The organism is Synergistaceae bacterium DZ-S4 (assembly GCA_025943965.1).
Taxonomy (GTDB): Bacteria; Synergistota; Synergistia; order Synergistales; family Synergistaceae; genus Caenicola; species Caenicola nitritireducens.
Map to the genome: position 1 here is coordinate 39,229 of JAPCWD010000011.1, position 18,361 is coordinate 57,589.

The window sequence follows — 18,361 nt, forward strand, 5'->3', positions numbered from 1 at the left end:
GCTCCACCCTCCTTCGTTATCTCCGGCCGATCTTTTTCAAGGCCGAAAGTATGATCCTCACGTAATCATCCCTGTCGGGTCCGGTGATCAAAGGTATGACGTGGTCCTTAATGTAGTTTTTTCCGACGATCATGGAGAGGACTGCGGATGTTCCGGGATGGAGTCCCGGGCTTGATGATTCGGCAAAGACTGGCCTGCTCATGTAGGTGAAGCCTGCAGCGTCCTCTGATACCAGTTTCGCCAGCTCTCCGACCAGCCTAACCTTTACCGACGACTTCTCCGTCTTTCTCAGTTCAGCCGCTATGTTCTCGAGCCTGTCCGCGAAATTCGAGGAGAGTGCCTGGAACGAGTCGGCATCATAATTAAGCAGATCGTTCCTCACAAAATATGGGACGGAGAGCTCTTTGCATGACTCTTCCAGAGCTCTTGCCACAGAGGGATCTCCTCTCTCTTCGGAGTAGCGGATGAGGAACCTGTTATGGTCTGACTCTTCCGAAAGGACGCTGCTCACCTTGCTCTCCGCGACTATGGTGGGGAGCGGACAGCCAATCTTCTTCATCATCTCTCCCTTCATGCCGTGCATGAAGTTTCCCTCATAATCCTCATCGGGGCCAAGTCCGCCTCCGGTGAAATTGACCGGCATCACTACAGCAACGGGCATGCCGTCGAGATCTATGACTGTTCCCAGTATCGCGCCTGCGTTTTCTTCGCTTTCAGGAACCACAAAGACCCTTTCCGGGTCGGCCTTTTTGAAGGAATCGAGCACTGAGAGGGCCAGCGCACCCTGAAAGCATGCAGCCGTCTCCGCAACTCCTTGGCCATACACCCGTCCAAAAACTTCCGCTGCTACTCCTTGCGAAAAGAGGGCGTCTTTGCCCTCCGCCCTTTTCATCATGGAGGCTTCCTGTGGCGTGACCCTTCTCCTTGGCATCGTCACTGCGCTGCCGCCGCCCATAAGCTTGACAGTTATCTTTTCAGTGGTGCAGGAGACCTCCCTGATCCTTGTGTCGACAGAGAGGGCATGCGAGACTATCGTTCCGGCCGCGCAGAAACCGCCTCCGTCATCCTGCTGGTAGTTGTTGGCTCCGTGCGCGTGGGCTATGCCCACATGTCCCGTAAGACAGACAATGCCATGTTTTTCATCCGATAATGAGAGCTTTTCCTTCAAGATTATCCTCTCCTCTTTCATCTTGATAATTCCAATAATTTTCAGAAGGTTTTTTGAGGTCCTCAGCAACTCCCTTGATATAACAAAAAACCGCCGGCATCGCTGTTGATTATTGCCGGCGGACGTGATCTATAGCTTGATAAAGTACGCTATTTCTTTGCGTTGAAGACTCCCAGGTCGAGCTCTTTCATCAGTGAGGCGACGGTCACCATCCCCACTGTGTCCCCCGTAACGTTGATCATTGTGTTGGGCATGTCGATCAGGTAGTAGATACCGGCTATCCACGGGACTATGTCAAGCGGGAGTCCCATCACCTGAAGCAGCACTGCCGACATGATGATGCCGCCTCCGGGGACACCCGCGACTCCGGCCGCCATGATGATCCCAAGCGCGATAATGACCAGAAGGCTGGTGAAGGGAAGGTCCACTCCGTATATCTGGGCCGCGAATACCGCGTAGATCGGCATTTCAGCAGCGCAGGCATGCATGTTTATGGTCGCCGCCGGAGGGGCTATCAGGTTGACCATGTCTTCCGGGACACCGGCTCTCTCCTTGGTCGACTTCATTGTGAGAGGAAGGGTGGCGCTGGAGGAACACGTCGAGAAAGCCAGGAGCATAGCAGGATAGATATTCCTGAAGTGCTGCAGCGGGCTGACTTTGGCTATGAATGCCAAGATCAACGGGTATATGATGACTATGACTGTCCCGTAAGCAAGATACTGTGTCATAAGCATCTTGCCCAGTCCGTAGAGGACCGTGGAACCAAGGGTACCCGTAATGTTGGCAACAAGCGCGAAGACGCCGTAGGGAGCCAGAGCGATGACCCAGCCGACTATACGCGTGAAGAACTCGTTGAGTGAATCGAACATGTCGAATATCCTCTGTCCATGCACCGTATCCTTGAAGCTGGCAAGGATAAACCCGCATATAAGTGCAAATACGATGATCTGGAGGATGTTGCCCTCCGCAAATGCTGAGAAGGGGTTGTTCGGGACCCAGTTTACAAGCGACTGCAGAAGGTCTACATCCACTTCGGGGACTTCTTTGGCTCCGAGCTTGATGCCAATGCCCGGCTTGATTATAAAGGCCCAGACTAGGCCTGTTGTTGCGGCAAGGGTCGAAGCTATTGCCCAGTAAACTAGGAAGTAGCCGCCGACCTTCTTCAGCCGCGACATGTCCGCTACCTGTGAAATACCGTTGATTATGCTGACAAAGATGAGGGGATAGATGCACATCTTAAGGAGGCGTATAAATACATCTCCGATAAACTGGATGTAGGTCGCCTTCTCTCCGATAACGAAGCCGAGCGCTGCACCCAGCACCATTGCGATAAGGATCTTCAATGGCAGGCTGATCGGTTTTTTTGCTGTCTGTTCGGTCATGGTACCGATTCCTCCTATAAATTCATAATGATAAATACCATAGAAAGTTTACATATTTTTGGTAATGCTGTCAATTACAGAACTATATTTAAAGTAATTTCAGCAAAATTTACCTCCTTTCAAAACATCTCAATTAAAATCTATTTTACGGCACAATTTGATCATTTAGGTAAACTGACCCCTCTGTCCTTAAAGAGGGCGCCCTTAAAAATCACTTTATGAGAGTGAAGGAAGTGCGGGTTCCGGGATGCTGAATCCCTCAAGCAGCTCGTTCATCAGTTCTTTTACCTTCATGATCGAATTGACCTTGAACACGTTGCTGCCGCAGAAGAAGAGTCCGTTCTCCCAGTCTCCCCTGTAGGCGTTAACAAGAGCGTCGGCTATACAGAAAGTCTCATGCTTTATCCTGCAGATGCAGTGGGTAAGGCATGGCGTCCTGCAGGGCATCCTCTCCTGGATCCCGGCAAGGTAGCGCTTCACCATCGGGCTGTTGATCGCACGGCCGGGGAGTCCGCAGGGGCTGTTGATAAGCACCACGTCTTCCTCTTTCGCGTCCACATACGACTGCTTGAACCTGTCTGAGGCGTCGCCTTCCTCCGTAGCGGCAAAACGTGTGCCAAGCTGAACACCCTTCGCCCCCATCGAAAAGGCCTTCGAAATGTCTTCGCTGTCCCATATCCCTCCGGCAGCGATGATAGGAATATCGAGCTCATTTTCCTTTAGGTAATCCGCGAGTGCGGGAACGACAGCTTCCAGCGAGAGTGCCGGGTCGGACACCTGTTCAATGTCCCTCGCGCCCAGGTGTCCGCCGGCGGTGTTCGGCGTCTCCACGACTATACCGTCGGGATAGCGGTCATAATGTTTTTTCCAACGGCTTATTATGATGTTGGCAGCCTTTACGCTGCTGACGATGGGCACCAACGCAACGTCGGGGAAACCGTCCGTCAGTTCCGGAAGCTTCAGGGGAAGTCCAGCGCCCGATACGATTATGTCCGCACCCGCTTCGCACGAGGTCTTTACGAGCGACTCATAGTCACAGAGGGCGCACATGCAGTTTACCGCAAGAACTCCGCCCTTTGCGGCATCCCTTGCCTGCCTGATGTATTTTTTCAGCATCGTGCTGTTGCGTTCAGCAAAATTTTTAGCGTTGTATCCGTCGGTGAGAACTCCGAGACCCACGGAGGCAAGAGTGCCTATCCCGCCCTCAGCCGCCACGGCTCCGGCAAGCCGGGGGCCTGATATCATTACCCCCATCCCTCCCTGGACTATCGGATATTTGGGCTGATGCTTTCCTATCCTTAAGACAGAGAGTTCTTTTTCTTTCGTTATCATATTCACTGATACTCCTTAAAATAAACTTGGCAGACAAAATTGACCCGCCTGATTTTAATAGTGGAATAACGGATATGTTATTCTGTTTTTATCATTTTGGCAAGGGCGATAGACCTTAAATCCCTTGCTTTGCATCAGTTTGGGATCGAAAAACGATCTTTTGGGGCCCTTTTCTCATTTTTGAACCGGAAGAGCCTGAAAATCTTTCAGTTCCCTGCCCCTTCCGGCTTTATTTGTGGTATAACATTTTTTAATGATCACTATTTTGTATCCAATCGGAGGCGTTCTCTTTGTCTGAAAGCAGACTGAAGACTTTTCTCGGCATCACCTCCGCCGCAGCGATATCAATGCTTGGTGTGGGGATCGTAGCTTCAGGCCTCCCGGCGAGGGTGATAACGCTTTCGGGGGGCGACGCCTCACTTGTAGGACTCCTTGCCTCCTGTTTCGCACTGCCGTATATATTCCTACAGGTCCCTTTCGGAAACCTTTCTGACCGTTATGGATTCAAGCCCTTCCTGCTCTTCGGTTATTTTCTTTCAGCCGTATCGGGCATAATATTTTATTTTGCAGGATCACCCATGCCGATATTTATCGGCCGCGCGGTCCAGGGAGCGGGGGAGATACCCGTCTGGGCAACTGCTCCGGCTATAATCTCGATAGCATATCCGTGCAACAAAGGTAAGATGATAGGGATATACACAGCAGCCGTGTACATAATGCTTGCTGCAGGACCTCTCCTTGTTCCGAGCATGCCGGATCTTTTCGGTGAACGGGGCGGCTTCCTCTTTTTCAGCCTCCTCTGCTGTCTTGCGTTTATGATAATATTTTTTACGCAGAAAAACAGGAGACCCGGACCCGGCAGCAAGAAGGAATCACTTGAGATAAAAAAAGCCTTCTCCCTCCTTTCCGATATCCCCGTAAGGATCGTCCTGCTTGGAATATTCCTGTACGGATGCGGGCAGGGCCTTCTCTTCAGCATAGCTCCAGGCTGGCTTGTCACGGCAAGGCAGTACGGGGCAATGGACATAGGCATCCTCTTCTCCGCCTACTACCTCTTTATCGCAGGGGCACAATTCTTTTACGGGCCTCTTTCGGACAGGTTCGGCAGGGAGATATTCATGATGCTCGGACTTACCTGCTCCGCCCTTGCATGGGGGTTCTTTCCTTACACCGGCAAGCTCTCCGCAACGGTACTGCTGGGCATTTCAGCCGGATCCCTCGGCGGCTTTTTCGTCTCATCTATGGCGTTTTTGAATGAAAAGGCCCCCGACAGCCTGAAGGGTACGATATCCGGCGCATACTACCTCTTCTGGGGCATGGGATACTTTCTGGGCCCGATAATGTGGGGAGTCTGCGGGGCGTTCTGGGGCATGGAGAAGAGCTTCTTCGCCTTCAGCGCCTTCCTCCTTATGACAGCGGCCGCCATCTGCCTGATCAGGCGCAAATATTCTCCTGCAAAGGCGACATGACTTGCTTCAGCCTCTTCGGGAGAGCAGGGGAGAGGTGGACAAAGTGTCCGGAACGGTGTTACATTAGACTGGTCTTTAAGTTTGAGTCTGTGAGAAACTCCGTACAGATAAGGAGATGATCAATTTGACCAAGATAGATAAAATACTTGACGCTATCAAAAACGATCTGCTGCCTCTTACAAAAAAGGGAGTGGAAGAGGGCAACCATGTATTCGGCGGACTGGTCCTGGATGCCGCGAGCTTCAGGACCGTCATTGCCGGAACAAACAACAGACAGGGAAACCCGATCTTTCACGGTGAGATAGACACTATCCTTCGCTTCTTTTCAATGAAAGGCCATCCCGATCCTTCCGAATGCATTTTTGTGGCGAGCCATGACCCATGTTCAATGTGCATTTCCGCTATTGCATGGTCCGGTTTCAAAGAGATCTGGGTCCTTTTCGGATATGAGGATGTTGCTAAGGATTTTGAGATGCCAGTCGATCTTATGATGTACAGGGAAATCTTTGGGGTAGAGGGGGCAAAAGAGGAAAATGCCTTCTTCAGAAAGTACAGCATAAAGCGCGAATCGGAAAATGCTCCCGATGCCGATGCACTGAAGGTCAAGATAAGGGAGATAGCTGAAAGGTATGCATCCTTTGAGGTAAAGGACTTCGACTACCCCGGAATTTAGTTTTTCAAAGGGCCAGTTATTCTGGATCATTGAGGAAGGGCAGATGCCCTTCCTATTTTTGTATCCTAGATAAGCTTCCGGGGGCGTCCCACTGTCTTTTTCTTCTCTCCTGTCAGTATTTCCTCAGCAAGGTCGGCAGCCCGTTCATAGTACTGGCAGAGAGATTGTCTGAAGGGAAGATCTCCTTTCCAGAAGGGAAAATCGTTGATGATCTCGAGTGCCGCTATCCGTCTTTCCTTTTCTTCAATATTGTATTTGAATTCGGGGATCTCATCCCCATACCATTTTGGCCGGACCGAGGCCTCTGAAAAGGCCTCGGGCAGATCGGGAATGCCTGCAGGGATGTCCGGGTCGTTTTCAAAACCCCCGGTGATCATCATTGGCAGCTCCCCGTCCTCGCTGATCTCCTCCCTTTCGCAGTTATCCTCTTCATTTTCACCGGATGACTCAAGCGTAAGAAGGTTTATCAGCGTTTCACGGTTGGCCCCTCTCAGTTTCAGAAGAAGAAAGGGGTCATCGTCAAAGACCTCGGCAAGCAGCAAAAGCACAGCGATTATATGCTTGCACGGGACCGCGTCGTCCGGGCAGCTGCATTTGTAGCGGCGCAGGTCGGTTTTGTTGGGGAATAGTCCCATCCCGGCTTCCCTGAACACCTTCTCCATTTCCTCCGGCATCTCTCCAGCCAGAAGCCTTGCCGCAAAGGACGACCTCTCCCTGAAACGGAAGAGGAGAAGCGCCTTGGCTTCATCCGAGAGGGTTTCGAAACCAAGCCTTATCTGGTACGGCTTCTTTCTGGTCCCCTGTACAGATGCGGTAACGAGGCCCGGTTCTATTTCGATATCTACGACCTGTCCCCGTCTGGCATAGCTCCGCCCTCTTGAGAGCCGTGCAGCGTCTATGCTGCTCTCAAGTATTTCCATCCAGCGCAACGACCACCAGTTGGAACCGTGAAAGCGCCCCCTGTTAACGCGGGATTTTATTCCGCCCTTTGTACTGAGTGGTTTTGTGTATGTCCAGGAAGTCCTTCTTCTGTACATCTAGCTTATGTCCTCCACTGCATCTCTGCTCAGCCTGAAAAGCTGCCTCAGTTCGCTGTCCGACATCTCTGTCAGCCAGTTCTCGCCTGCGGATACCACTGAATCGGCTATCTCTTTCTTCGATTTGATCAACAGTTCTATCTTCTCTTCAAGAGTCCCTTTGCAGCAGAAATAGTGGACCAGGACCCTTTCTTTCTGTCCTATCCTGTATGCCCTGTCCACTGCCTGCTGTTCGACTGCCGGATTCCACCACCTGTCAAACATGACCACGTGGTTTGCTCCTGTAAGATTGAGACCAGTCCCACCCGCTTTGAGAGAGAGTACGAAGAAGGGCGGAGCATCTTTAGAATCCTGGAACTTCCTGACCATTTCGTCCCTTTTTCCTCTCTCGACCCCTCCGTGCAGGAAGAGGGCCTCTCTTCCGAAAGTTTCCTGAAGATAATTTTTCAGCATAGCGCCCATTTCAGCATATTGTGTGAAGATCAAGGCCCTGTCTCCTACGCTCAGCATCTCCTCTGCGATCTCGGTCAGGCGGGCAAGTTTCCCCGAGCGTCCTGCTATCTGCGACCTGTCCTTAAGGTAGAGAGCAGGATGATCACATACCTGTTTCAGGGAGGTTATCGCGGCAAGAACAGCTCCCTTGCGTCTGATGCCGCTGCTTCCCTTCAGCCTCTCTTCAAGGTCGTCCAATACCGCTCCGTAGAGCGAGGCCTGCTCCCTGTTCAGCGAGCAGAAGACCTCTGTCTCGATTTTTTCGGGCAGGTCGGAAATTATTGATTTGTCCGTCTTCGATCTTCTCAGAATGAACGGTCCTGTTATCTTTTTTATCTTCTGGAGCGCGCCGGTCTCCCCGGCCTGTATCGGACGCATAAAATCCCTTACGAACCTTGTTTTGTTCGGCAGAAGGCCCGGCATCAGGAATTCCATTATGGACCACATGTCTCCAACGTGGTTTTCGACCGGGGTACCGGTAAGGGCGAAATGCCATTTCGCCCTTATTGAGCGGGCGGCCTTTGACTGCCTTGTTTCAGGATTTTTGATGTTCTGGGCTTCATCCAGGATCACTCCAGACCACTCTGTCCTGTTAAATGTATCATTGTCTCTGTGAAGGAGCGAATAGGAGGTAATAACGAGATCCGTTCCCTTCACCGACTCAGAGAACTTTTCACCCCTCTGCCTCCCGGTCCCGTGGTGTATCCGGACAGAGAGGTCAGGAACGAAATGTTCGGCTTCCCTTCGCCAGTTCTCTATGACTGAAGTGGGACATATGAGAAGGACCGGGTCTTTTTCTCCCTTCAGTATCCTTGTTTTCATGAGTGCCAGGGCCTGTACTGTCTTTCCAAGCCCCATGTCGTCCGCCAGGCATCCCCCAAGCCCCGTTTCCGCAAGCCACGACAGCCATGAAAGACCCTTTATCTGGTATGGCCTCAGTTCTCCTCGGAACCCCTCGGGCTGCGCTGTCTGCTCTATCTGTTCAACGCCGGTCAGGACAGACCTGACTGAATCAAGCCAGTCTGAGCCGGTAATAGCTGAAAGCGGAAGATCGCCCCTGCTCTCCCTGAAGGAAGAGATCAGGGCCTCTCTTCTGGATATTTTGCGAGGCAGCTTTTTGATCCCTTCCATTACCCTCTCAAGTTCGTCGCGGTAGATAAGGATCCATTTCCCTCTTATGTTCGCAAGGGGAGCCTTAAGCTTCCTCAGCATCGAGAGCTCGCCCTCCGTCAGTACATCATCCCCGACAGCGACGGACCAGTCGACGTCCATCAGGTCGCCAAGGTCCATCCCGCTTCCTGAAGAGAAGACAGAGCTTTCCCTTACGCTTCCCTTTACCGCAAGTTTAGGCCTGTCGGACGGGGAACCCCATGAAGAGGGGAACTGTATCTGTATCCCATGGTCGAGTATAGCCGGCACATTGTCGTGGAGGAACACGAGCAGTTCGTCAAACATCATGGTACAGGAAATGGGGGAGGGTCCGTTCAGGCTTCTTGCTATCGCCGGGACAGAGGAGGATATCTGCCCAAGCATTTGAAGCAGGTACCTTCTCGGATTGGCTCCTGAGGCACGAAACCACTTTCTTTCTGCAGGGCCCGGACTCCATACCTTTTCGGCGGCAACAGAAAGGGTAGGATCCATCGCAGACTGCAGATGCCATGAGAGGGTCCAGGTCCCCTCCCTCTCCCCGGACAAAGGTTCCTCAAGCCTCAGGAAAAGTCTCCATGGCTGGTTCGTGACCACCCTTACAGAATCGGTCCATTCCGCTATCTGAGATGAGACCTGGCTCATCTCGTCTTTCCATCTGTGGAGTGCGGACCTCGGCCAGGCAAGTGACCGGAGCCATATATCGTGGGGGTTGGTCTGGTCGACCTGTCTTCCCCTTCTTCCCGGTGCTGCCTGGGCTTTCCGTACCATATCCTCAAGGAAGGACTCCAGCATTGAGTCCGCGATCGCCTGCGGCCCCTCATTCGCCGGTCTCTCGCATGATAGTGAGAAGCTCATCAGAACAGGCGGGAGCGCGTTTACGAAGGCTGAGTATTCATCCTGGTATTTAGCCAGATGTAACGGCCTCCAGACGGAAAAATAGCTTTCGCCCGAAGACTCCATGCCCGGGAGGTATGTCCCCCTAATTACCATCATTGATGCATATTCCAGGCCCTTTAGGACATATTTTAGGTCGTTGCCCCACAAAAGACCCGGCACAGGCAGCCTCTCCCTGCCTTCCCTTATGATCCGGAAAAGCGCTGTCATCTCTTCGTGAGAGATCCGAAGAGCTTCTACAGAAAACCTCTCTGTCGTCAGTTCTCCGTCAATTTCAGGAAACTCGCCCAGAAGAGGTGAGGACGGCAAAGGGCATCCCCTTTGCGAAGGAAGATCAACATAAGCCACAACTGTTGATTCTGCAAGATTTTTCCTGCTGTGGCGTATGCCTGCCCTCTTCAGTGCATCGTTGACCGCAGCGCTTCCCGCGTCCCACGGTATTCTGGGTATCGCAGCGCGGGTCATTGGCTGCAGGTCAGGACCATTCGGCCCGAATGAGCTTTCCCCCCACACGAAAAAACTGTTGTCTGCAAAAAAAGAATGCAACACTATCATTTTTCACACATACCGTACCAGTCTTTATTCAAAGCAGCTTCCGCCGATGAACTCCCGCAATATGGAAATATTCGGAACATCGTCTGAGGGTATTACCGGAACGAAACTTAGTATGGAAAGAAGCCTCTGTGCCTCACCGTAAGCGGGCGAATCCTCTTTCACGGAAGCTAGGAGGGGCTGTACGTAACCTTTTAGCACAGGGATCTCGTACGCAAGCGATGTGTTGAAGAGCGTATCGGCGTTCTCCTGGTACGGGAAGATGTGGCGGTGAGAGCCTCTTACCACTGAAGGCCACTGCATAAGGGTAGCCTCGGGAGAGTGCCCCCTGGTCCTGTAGTCGCGCAGCATGCGCCTGAGAAGGCGTGTATCTGTCGTTCCTATCCTGTTGTGCATGTCTATGGCAGCGCCGGTAAGGGGACAAATGAATATCCTGTATTTATTGTCGGCAGAAACGCTCTCGGAGAGCTTTTCGTTCAGTCCGTGGATGCCCTCCATCACCAGTATCTGATCCTGGGTAAGTTTCATTCTGTATCCCTTTTTCCTCTCCCCTGAAGTGAAATCGAACTTAGGCACGTCAACTTCCCTGCCTTTGAGCAGAGCTTCGAGATGTTCGTTTATAAGGTCAATGTCAAGCGCTTCAAGGGCTTCAAAATCGAAATTGCCGTCGGCATCCCTCGGTGTCCTTGCTCTCTCTACAAAATAATTGTCCAGTTCGAGCGTGGCTGAATTTTTGCATGAGGCAAGGAGCTGTACTCGTATACGCCTTGACGAGGTCGTCTTACCTGAGCTTGAGGGGCCGGCGAGACAAAGCAGACGCACCTCGGGCCTGTCTGAAATGTACATGGATATCTCACTCAGTGTTTTTGTGTGGAGAGCCTCGCAGACCATTATGAAATCACGGGAATGACCATTCGCCACAAGGTGATGGATATTGTCCATCGTTGACACCTTGAGGTTGTCAAGCCACCTGGCATAGCCCTGGAAGAGGGAGAAGGTCTTCGCCGAGGTCTTGAAGAGCTGTGTCTTTGTCGGATCAGTGAAAGAAGGGCCTGATATGAAGATGCCCCCCTTATAGAGGTGCAGGTCGAATACAGGGACTATGGCGGCATTGTCAGCAAGTGCCGCCCCGAAAAAGTCGTATATGCCCTCGCATCTGTACAGGACAACAGGATCGTTGTTGACCCAGCGGAGGAGTCTCTCCTTGTCGATGTAACCCTGGGAGGACATGATAGCGCGAGCCTTATCCAGGGAGAGTTCCTCCCTCACCAGGCTTACTCCCTCCTTGACCATCCTTCGCATCTCTGCCAGTATGGCCTTTTTCTGTTTTTCGGTGACAGGGCCGTCAGGGCTGTCGTAGTAGTATGAATAATTCATCGACTGCCGAAGGTGCAGCCTTATGCCGCATACTCTTGTGGCCGCAGAGGTCAGCATGAAACTGATGGTTCGCAGGTAAACTTCCGAACCCTCTATGGTGTCGTATGTGATGAACTCAAGCCTGGAATCCATGTCGATCTCCCATGAGAGCGGGCGCTGGACTCTGTTCACCCTGCATGCCACGACCCTGTCCCTTCCGGGGAAATCAGTCCTTATAAGTACATCCCTCGCGGTCATAGGGAAATCGCTTTTGATCTCCTGCATGTCTTTGAAGCTTATAGTTAAGCTCATTCTTTATCCTCCCCGTACAGGTCATCCGGACACCGGGATCCGGTGAGCAGCTCATTAAATCTATATGTCAGGTTTTTAAAATAATTCCAGACACAAAACCTCATCTGAACATATTATCATAAAATCGCTGTTGTATACACCAAAAAAGTAATTTTTTAATGACGGGAAATATTCCGCCGATACTGCGAAGGGGGCAGGATGCTTATGCACCCGGCCCCCATGAGATCGATCTTCTGACTTGGGTCCTGTTTCGGACTAATTTACTGTCAGTTTCTCTATGACTACCTTTTTCAACGGGCGGTCCCTTGAATCCGTGGGGACTTTGCCTATCACTTCAACTACATCCATTCCCTCAGAGACATGCCCGAATATCGCGTGCTTGCCGTCAAGCCAGGGGCATGGGACGAGGGTAATGAAGAACTGCGATCCGCCTGTGTTCGGCCCCGCGTTAGCCATAGACAGGATCCCGGGCCTGTCGTGCTTAAGCCCTTTGCCGAACTCATCAGGTATGTTGTAGCCTGGGCCCCCCATGCCTGTGCCCTGGGGGCAGCCTCCCTGGATCATGAAGTTATCTATCACACGATGGAAGATTATTCCGTCGTAGTAATTTTTTTCGATAAGATCCGTGAAATTCTTAACCGTGTTCGGCGCAAGATCGTTGTAGAGTTCGATCTTGAAAGTACCCGCGGATGTTTCAAAAACTGCCGTCTGACGCTTTGGTGCTTCTTCCGCCGATGCGGGGCCTGCTGAAAATATCTTCATGCTTATTCCTCCAATGTCTTCTTTTGTCTGTTCCTGACCTGCAGATTCTAACATTTATACCTGTCCTCAGCCACTCTCCGAACCCTAAAAAGTGCGGCAGAGATCTGACCGTTGCTTTCAATATTTCCCGATCATCATCCAAATTTTTTTAAAATTTGATCCGCACCCTGTACTTTTTTATGAAGTCCGTGGGCAGATATGACATCTTCGCCTCCCGAAGCCCCGGGTCGTTCATGTCCTCTTCCCTGTTCACGACTGCCAGTTCAGGATGTTCCTGAAGCATGCGGCACATAAATTCCTTGTTGATCACCTGGTATGCGGCTCCATATTCCAAGCTGGCCTTTTCGAAGTGTACGAGTATCGTATTGCAGGCAAGCTCGGCTATCGTGTAGGCTGCGACCTTCCCCGACACTTCGATGACTCCTCCAACGATACGCGGGATGCTCTCCCAGTTGCTCAGTATTCTTAATATGCCATGGTTTTCCTGAAGCAGACCCTTGTCCGTGCATCCGTTATTGGCTTGGCACCATGCAAGCTGGAATTCCATGACTTCAGGAATTATCTCCTGTGTTATGGGCCTGAAAAGATAGTCGTAATTCCTGCGGAAATGGTTTACCCTGTTACGTTTCTTCATATACCTGTTGCCCGGAAGCATCGCCAGATCCCTTATGTCGTAAAGGTATTCCCAGCTTCCCCTCATATCTTCCGCTTCAAGCTTTTCTCCCAGCTGGTCCTTCCAAATTTCGAGAAGTTTTTCGGGCACGAGCCAGAATTCAGGCTCATTGCCGAATCTTTCTCTTATAACGTCGGCCCAGTCTGTTCTTTCCCAATTCCCCAGCGGTGCGAGGTCGTAGTCACGGGGAAAGGTCTGCCTGATCCAGAGCAGATCCTTGTCATCTTCCCTGGCTGTCCGGTATCCGTAGTCACAGGCCCATCCCCAAAGTATCGGAAAACTGTAGTCGGATGCTCTTTGGTTTGTGATCTTCCAGTAACGCTCAAAAAATGAGATGTCTTCAAGTTTTATGTCACTATATTGAAACAAGGAACGATTCCCTCCGTTCTGCTTACGATTAAAGATTAAACCTCTTTCGCACTTTTTGCCAATAGCAAAAGAACGTATATCTGCTACAATTTTGTATCAGCATCAAATATTAAAAAGGGATCGATGGACTTGACAGAAAACAATTGCGCCGGCAACCAAGAAAAATGCCCTGAAACAGTTCCCGAAGAACAGACGGGGATGACAAAAGAGGAACAGGAGTGGGGGCTGAAAAAAGAACCTCGTCCTCCTCTGCCTCGCTATGTCTTTGGCGTCATCGCTGCGCTGATCCTTATAATTTTTCTCGGAGGAAGCCTATGGTACTACAGAACAAGCGTCCTGCCCGAAAAATATTACCAGAGGGCATCGTCGCATTTCAAGCTGGAAGAATACTCGGAAGCCTATCTTCTCTACGAAAAAGTTCTGAAGCTGCGTCCCGAAAGAAAAAACATCCTTTACCAGATGGCGTTCTGTCTTGAAAAGACCGGAAGGACCGACGAAGCGATAACCCGTTATGAAGAGCATCTTAAGACAATTCCGGGAGATGGAAAGGCTCTCCTTCGGATGGGCTGGCTCTACACTCAAAAGAATGATACGGGAAAAGGCCTTGCTGCCCTCAAAGAGGGAGCGGCAAAGCTGAAAGACCCTTATGCATGGGCGCTTGTAAGTGAGGCCGCGATAAAATCGAAGGACTCAGGAACGGCTGTTGAGGCCCTCCTGAAGCAGACCGAACTCTTCAGGGAACCGGAACAGGTGCTGACCTGTTCAAAGATGCTCATGGGCCTTGGTGCATGGAAAGAGGCTCTTAAGGGCTACGAGAGGTTCTCGGAACTTGCCCCTGAGGATAAACGGGGGGAACACGGGGCAAACGCGGCCAAGGCGATGCTGGGTTGGCCGACAGACCAAAGGCTCGTCATCAGGCCGGGCAGATCCATCGGACCGGTCGAGATCGGCGATACGAAAGATGCGGTCAAGGGAAAACTTGGCGCGCCTGAGGCAAAGGAATTCAGGAAGGTCGGAGGAAAATCGATCCTGTCGGACGACACTGCGGAGATCTGGACTTACAGCAGGACTATGCCGGGAAGAGGACTTCGTGTGATATTCATAAACGGCAAGGTCCGCGAAGCAGAGGCCCGCTCCGGGGAGTACAAGACAGAGACCGGGCTGGGGCTGACGAATTTCCTTCTCCCCAAAAACTCATCAAGGCTTGAATGGAGAAAAGAGGGAGAGGACAAGGCTGTCGTATGCCTTGCGAAAGGCGGCGGGCTCACCTTTTACGCTGCGGGGCTGAACAGCAACGGCACTGACGCGAAGTACAAAAAACTCCGCGTCCATAAGGGAAATTCATCGATCGACAGCGTTGAGGGCTTCAGTCTGCTTAACCTTTTCAATTAGGCCCCTCCGCTGCTGAAAAGGAGTTATTTGCGGCCCAGTATCCTGACTGCCTCCATGGCATCCTTCGCATAGTGGTCAGCACCGACATATTCCGCAAGTGATGGAGTCAGCACCGCTCCGCCGACTATGACCCTCACTCCAGGACATGCCTTCCTCAGCATGTCGATCGCCGTCTTCATGCTTGAGACGCTCGTCGTCATTAGAGCGCTGAGACCGACAATATCGGCGCCGTTCTCCCTGACTGCCTCTACGATCTTCTCAGGAGGGACATCTTTCCCCAGGTCGATCATCCTGAAATTGTAATTTTCCATAATCACTTTCACTATGTTTTTACCGATATCGTGTATGTCTCCCTGAACGGTCGCGATAACTACCCGGCCCCTCTCTTCGGAGCCTTCGGAGCCGTCTTTCGCAAGCTGTCTGCGGATCAGTTCAAAGGATGACTGTGCGGCTTCGGCCGACTTGATAAGCTGCGGAAGGAATATGCTGCATGATTCGTACTCTTTACCCACCAAGTCGAGGGACGGAACTATCTCTTTTTCAATAATTTCCAGAGGTTTCATTCTTGAGAGCAGGAGCTCAGTCGCCCTTTCCGCATCTCCCTTGAACCCTTTAATAATAGCCTGTGCAAGATCGGCCTGCACATCGCCGCCGGTCATGGAGCCCCGGTTTTGCTTTTCTTCTTCCGGTCCTGAATGACCCGCAATAAATGCCTCGGCCTGCCGGTCTTTGCCCATCAGCACCCTGAACGCATCGACGGCCTCCCTCATCCCCTCGTCGCCCGGGTTCATTATCGGAGCGTCAAGGCCCTGCATCAGTGCCATCGCAAGCATAGTCCTGTTGATAACGGGGCGAGCCGGGAGTCCAAAGGAGACATTGCTCACACCGAGCACCGTCTTAAGCCCGAGTTCTTCTTTGACCATCCTTACGGCCCTGAGGGTCTCCACAGCTTGATCCTGCTGCGCTGAGACAGTCATAACAAGGCAGTCGATAAGGACATCCTCTTTGGGGATGCCGACCTTTTGGGCCTCCTCCATGATCGTCCGGGCTATCTTAAGTCTGCCCTCCGCGGAGGATGGTATCCCGTCGTCGTCCAGGGTAAGCCCCAGTACGGCTGCTCCGTATTTTTTAGCTATGGGAAGTATCTTTTTCAGGGAATCCCTCTTACCGCTGACCGAGTTGATAAGGGGCTTTCCGTTGTAGACTCTCGCAGCCCTTTCCAGAGCCTCCGGATCAGAGGAGTCAAGCTGAAGAGGCAGAGCAGTCACCGACTGTATCTCAATGACTGCTCTCCTGAGCATCTCAGGTTCGTCAATATCCGGAAGCCCCATGTTCACATCAAGGATGTGAGCTCCCTGTTCCTGCTGCCGAACCGCTTCCCTGAGCACGTAGTCCATGTCTTTCGCCCGGAGCGCGGCCTGCAGCGACTTCTTTCCTGTGGGGTTGAGGCGTTCACCGATGATCACCGTGTCATCCCCGAAGAAGACAGTTTTTGACGCGGAACAGACTCCCGTTTTGAGGCCCGGCCAGATCCCTGTAGGGCTTACGCCCCGGAGCCGCTCTTTTACAAGGCTGATGTACCCCGGATCCGTTCCGCAGCACCCTCCGACGATCAAGGCACCCTTTTCGACAAATCCTTTAATGCAGCAGGCAAATTCTTCAGCCGTGACATCATACCTGGCTTCTCCCTCGCTGAAAACCGGAAGCCCGGCGTTTGGCTGGATCATCACAGGTATGCTGCTTGACCGGAGGATCCTTTCGACTATAGGCACAAGCTGTTTAGGCCCGAGAGAGCAGTTAACTCCCAACGCATCTGCTCCAAGGGACTGAAGTGTCAGCACCATTGATTCAACTGTAGCACCGAAGAAGGATGTTCCGTTTTCCCCGAAACTCATCGTAGCCAGGACAGGCAGGTCTGAATTCTCTTTTGCCGCGATCATGGCTGCTTTGAGTTCATAAAGGTCGGTGAACGTTTCAAGAAGTATCAGGTCGGCTCCTGCTGCATCCCCTGCCCTCACTATTTCGGCAAAGACCCCGACGGCATCTTCAAAAGGAAGGTCCCCGACCGGTTTAAGCACACGCCCGCATGGACCTATGTCGAGAGCGGTGAACTTGCCCTTGCGGGCAGAAGCCGCAGCCTTTGCGATCATGACCCCCGACGATACGATATCCGCAAGCGGACATCCTGCCTTTTCAGCCTTGAACCTGTTGGCCCCGAAAGTATTTGCCGAGACTACATCGCACCCCGCGTCAAGATATTCTTCGTGGATGGATCTGATCAGTTCAGGATCGGTCAGGTTGAGCAGCTCAGGTATGCCGCCACTTTTCAGCCCCCTCTTCTGGAGCATGGTGCCCATGGCACCGTCGAAAATTACTGCCCTTTTTTCATCTGTCCTGAATGTCATATGACCCGCCTCATTTTCCTTGTAAACTGTTTCCGCTCATTGACGTCAGCCGGGAAATTCAGCCGCGCTTTACCCTAAGGGAATAGAGTATCCCCCTTATGTTCTCTGATATCCTCTTTGCGATATCAGGCTGATTCATAGTGTAGAGGTGTATGCCGTCAACACCTGCAGCGAGCAGGTCGACTATCTGCGCCGTCGCGTATGCGATACCCGCCTCTTTCATAGCCATGCTGTTATGTCCGAATGCCCTTATAATTTTCTGGACCTTTTCCGGGACTGTTGCCCCGCACATTGAGACCATGCGGCTGATCTGGGAAGAGGATGTTATGGGCATAATGCCTGCTACTATCGGAGTCGCTATTCCTATGGTCCTTGCCCGGTCTCTGAAGCTGTAGAAGATCTCGTTGTCGAAAAAGAGCTGGGATATGAGCACATCGACTCCGCAGTCTGCTTTTTCCTTGAGGCATCGCAGGTCGTCTTCCATCGAATATGCTTCGATGTGCTTCTCCGGGTAGCAGGCCGCGAAGATCCTGAAATCATATCTGGATCTTATGTATCTTATGAGGTCCGAGGCATAGCGGAAGTCCTTGAGCGTCTCGCTTTCCGCCAGGTCTCCCCTGAGGGCGAGGATGTTTTTTACCCCGTTTTCAGAGAGTGTTTTCAGTATTGGCTCCACTTCTTCGATCGAGTTTCCCGCGCAGGTAAGGTGGGCGAGAGCCGGTATGGCATAGCTGTTCTGTATCTGGGAGGCGATTTCAACGGTGTTGACGCGGCTGGTCCCTCCCGCACCGTATGTAACGCTGATGAGGTCAGGCGCCAGGCTTGCAAGCGCGTCTACCGTCGCAAATATCGAAGCGAGATCTCCCGCGCCCTTGGGAGGAAAAATTTCAAAAGTCATCGTTGGCCTTTCCTGTTCAAAGTAATCTCTCATAATCTGACCCCCC

At 51.9% G+C, this 18,361-nt stretch carries 13 protein-coding genes; 3 read left to right on the top strand and 10 right to left on the bottom strand.

Features of this window, described 5'->3' with window-relative positions:
- Positions 1-16: 16 nt before the first annotated feature.
- From OLM33_07900 to OLM33_07910, 3 genes are all read right to left on the bottom strand, one after another.
- On the bottom strand, positions 17-1,168 hold the full coding sequence (locus OLM33_07900) for a hypothetical protein (GenBank protein ID MCW1713581.1): 1,152 nt from the start codon (positions 1,166-1,168) through the stop codon (positions 17-19).
- Between the two features lie 149 nt (positions 1,169-1,317).
- The gene (locus OLM33_07905; protein ID MCW1713582.1) at positions 1,318-2,550 is read right to left on the bottom strand and encodes a dicarboxylate/amino acid:cation symporter; all 1,233 of its coding nucleotides are present in this window, start codon (positions 2,548-2,550) and stop codon (positions 1,318-1,320) included.
- Between the two features lie 216 nt (positions 2,551-2,766).
- Positions 2,767-3,882: a nitronate monooxygenase family protein gene (locus tag OLM33_07910; protein MCW1713583.1), complete on the bottom strand. Its 1,116-nt coding sequence runs from the start codon at positions 3,880-3,882 to the stop codon at positions 2,767-2,769.
- Positions 3,883-4,172: 290 nt separating this feature from the next.
- On the opposite strand from OLM33_07910, the gene OLM33_07915 reads away from it, so the two are divergent.
- Positions 4,173-5,351, top strand: a complete 1,179-nt coding sequence (locus tag OLM33_07915; protein ID MCW1713584.1) for an MFS transporter — start codon at positions 4,173-4,175, stop codon at positions 5,349-5,351.
- 124 nt (positions 5,352-5,475) lie between these two features.
- Complete coding sequence (locus OLM33_07920; GenBank protein ID MCW1713585.1) at positions 5,476-6,024, top strand: deaminase; 549 nt, start codon at positions 5,476-5,478, stop codon at positions 6,022-6,024.
- Between the two features lie 65 nt (positions 6,025-6,089).
- On the opposite strand, the gene OLM33_07925 is transcribed toward OLM33_07920, so the two are convergent.
- The 5 genes from OLM33_07925 to OLM33_07945 all read right to left on the bottom strand — a co-directional run bounded on the left by OLM33_07925 (position 6,090) and on the right by OLM33_07945 (position 13,620).
- Positions 6,090-7,061 carry an SWIM zinc finger family protein gene (locus OLM33_07925; GenBank protein MCW1713586.1) on the bottom strand — a complete coding sequence of 324 codons (972 nt, stop codon included), beginning with the start codon at positions 7,059-7,061 and terminating at the stop codon, positions 6,090-6,092.
- A complete protein-coding gene (locus tag OLM33_07930) occupies positions 7,062-10,145 on the bottom strand; it encodes a DEAD/DEAH box helicase (GenBank protein MCW1713587.1) in 3,084 nt (1,027 codons plus the stop codon). It abuts the gene before it with no gap.
- A gap of 30 nt (positions 10,146-10,175) precedes the next feature.
- The gene (locus OLM33_07935; GenBank protein ID MCW1713588.1) at positions 10,176-11,816 is read right to left on the bottom strand and encodes a nucleoside kinase; all 1,641 of its coding nucleotides are present in this window, start codon (positions 11,814-11,816) and stop codon (positions 10,176-10,178) included.
- A gap of 255 nt (positions 11,817-12,071) precedes the next feature.
- On the bottom strand, positions 12,072-12,578 hold the full coding sequence (locus tag OLM33_07940) for a peptidylprolyl isomerase (GenBank protein ID MCW1713589.1): 507 nt from the start codon (positions 12,576-12,578) through the stop codon (positions 12,072-12,074).
- A gap of 148 nt (positions 12,579-12,726) precedes the next feature.
- Complete coding sequence (locus OLM33_07945) at positions 12,727-13,620, bottom strand: phosphatidylglycerol lysyltransferase domain-containing protein (GenBank protein MCW1713590.1); 894 nt, start codon at positions 13,618-13,620, stop codon at positions 12,727-12,729.
- Positions 13,621-13,749: 129 nt separating this feature from the next.
- On the opposite strand from OLM33_07945, the gene OLM33_07950 reads away from it, so the two are divergent.
- A complete protein-coding gene (locus tag OLM33_07950; protein ID MCW1713591.1) occupies positions 13,750-15,012 on the top strand; it encodes a tetratricopeptide repeat protein in 1,263 nt (420 codons plus the stop codon).
- A 23-nt stretch (positions 15,013-15,035) separates the two neighbouring features.
- Here the strand turns inward: OLM33_07950 and OLM33_07955 are convergent, their stop codons facing one another.
- Positions 15,036-17,417 carry a homocysteine S-methyltransferase family protein gene (locus OLM33_07955; GenBank protein MCW1713592.1) on the bottom strand — a complete coding sequence of 794 codons (2,382 nt, stop codon included), beginning with the start codon at positions 17,415-17,417 and terminating at the stop codon, positions 15,036-15,038.
- Between the two features lie 58 nt (positions 17,418-17,475).
- The gene (metF, locus tag OLM33_07960) at positions 17,476-18,348 is read right to left on the bottom strand and encodes a methylenetetrahydrofolate reductase [NAD(P)H] (GenBank protein MCW1713593.1); all 873 of its coding nucleotides are present in this window, start codon (positions 18,346-18,348) and stop codon (positions 17,476-17,478) included.
- Between the last annotated feature and the right edge of the window lie 13 nt (positions 18,349-18,361).

Coding starts and splice junctions, on each gene's coding strand:
- OLM33_07905 (MCW1713582.1), bottom strand. CDS start 2,550: ATGACCGAACAGACAGCAAAAAAACCGATCAGCCTGCCATTGAAGATC.
- OLM33_07910 (MCW1713583.1), bottom strand. CDS start 3,882: ATGATAACGAAAGAAAAAGAACTCTCTGTCTTAAGGATAGGAAAGCAT.
- OLM33_07925 (MCW1713586.1), bottom strand. CDS start 7,061: ATGTACAGAAGAAGGACTTCCTGGACATACACAAAACCACTCAGTACA.
- OLM33_07935 (MCW1713588.1), bottom strand. CDS start 11,816: ATGAGCTTAACTATAAGCTTCAAAGACATGCAGGAGATCAAAAGCGAT.
- OLM33_07940 (MCW1713589.1), bottom strand. CDS start 12,578: ATGAAGATATTTTCAGCAGGCCCCGCATCGGCGGAAGAAGCACCAAAG.
- OLM33_07955 (MCW1713592.1), bottom strand. CDS start 17,417: ATGACATTCAGGACAGATGAAAAAAGGGCAGTAATTTTCGACGGTGCC.
- metF (MCW1713593.1), bottom strand. CDS start 18,348: ATGAGAGATTACTTTGAACAGGAAAGGCCAACGATGACTTTTGAAATT.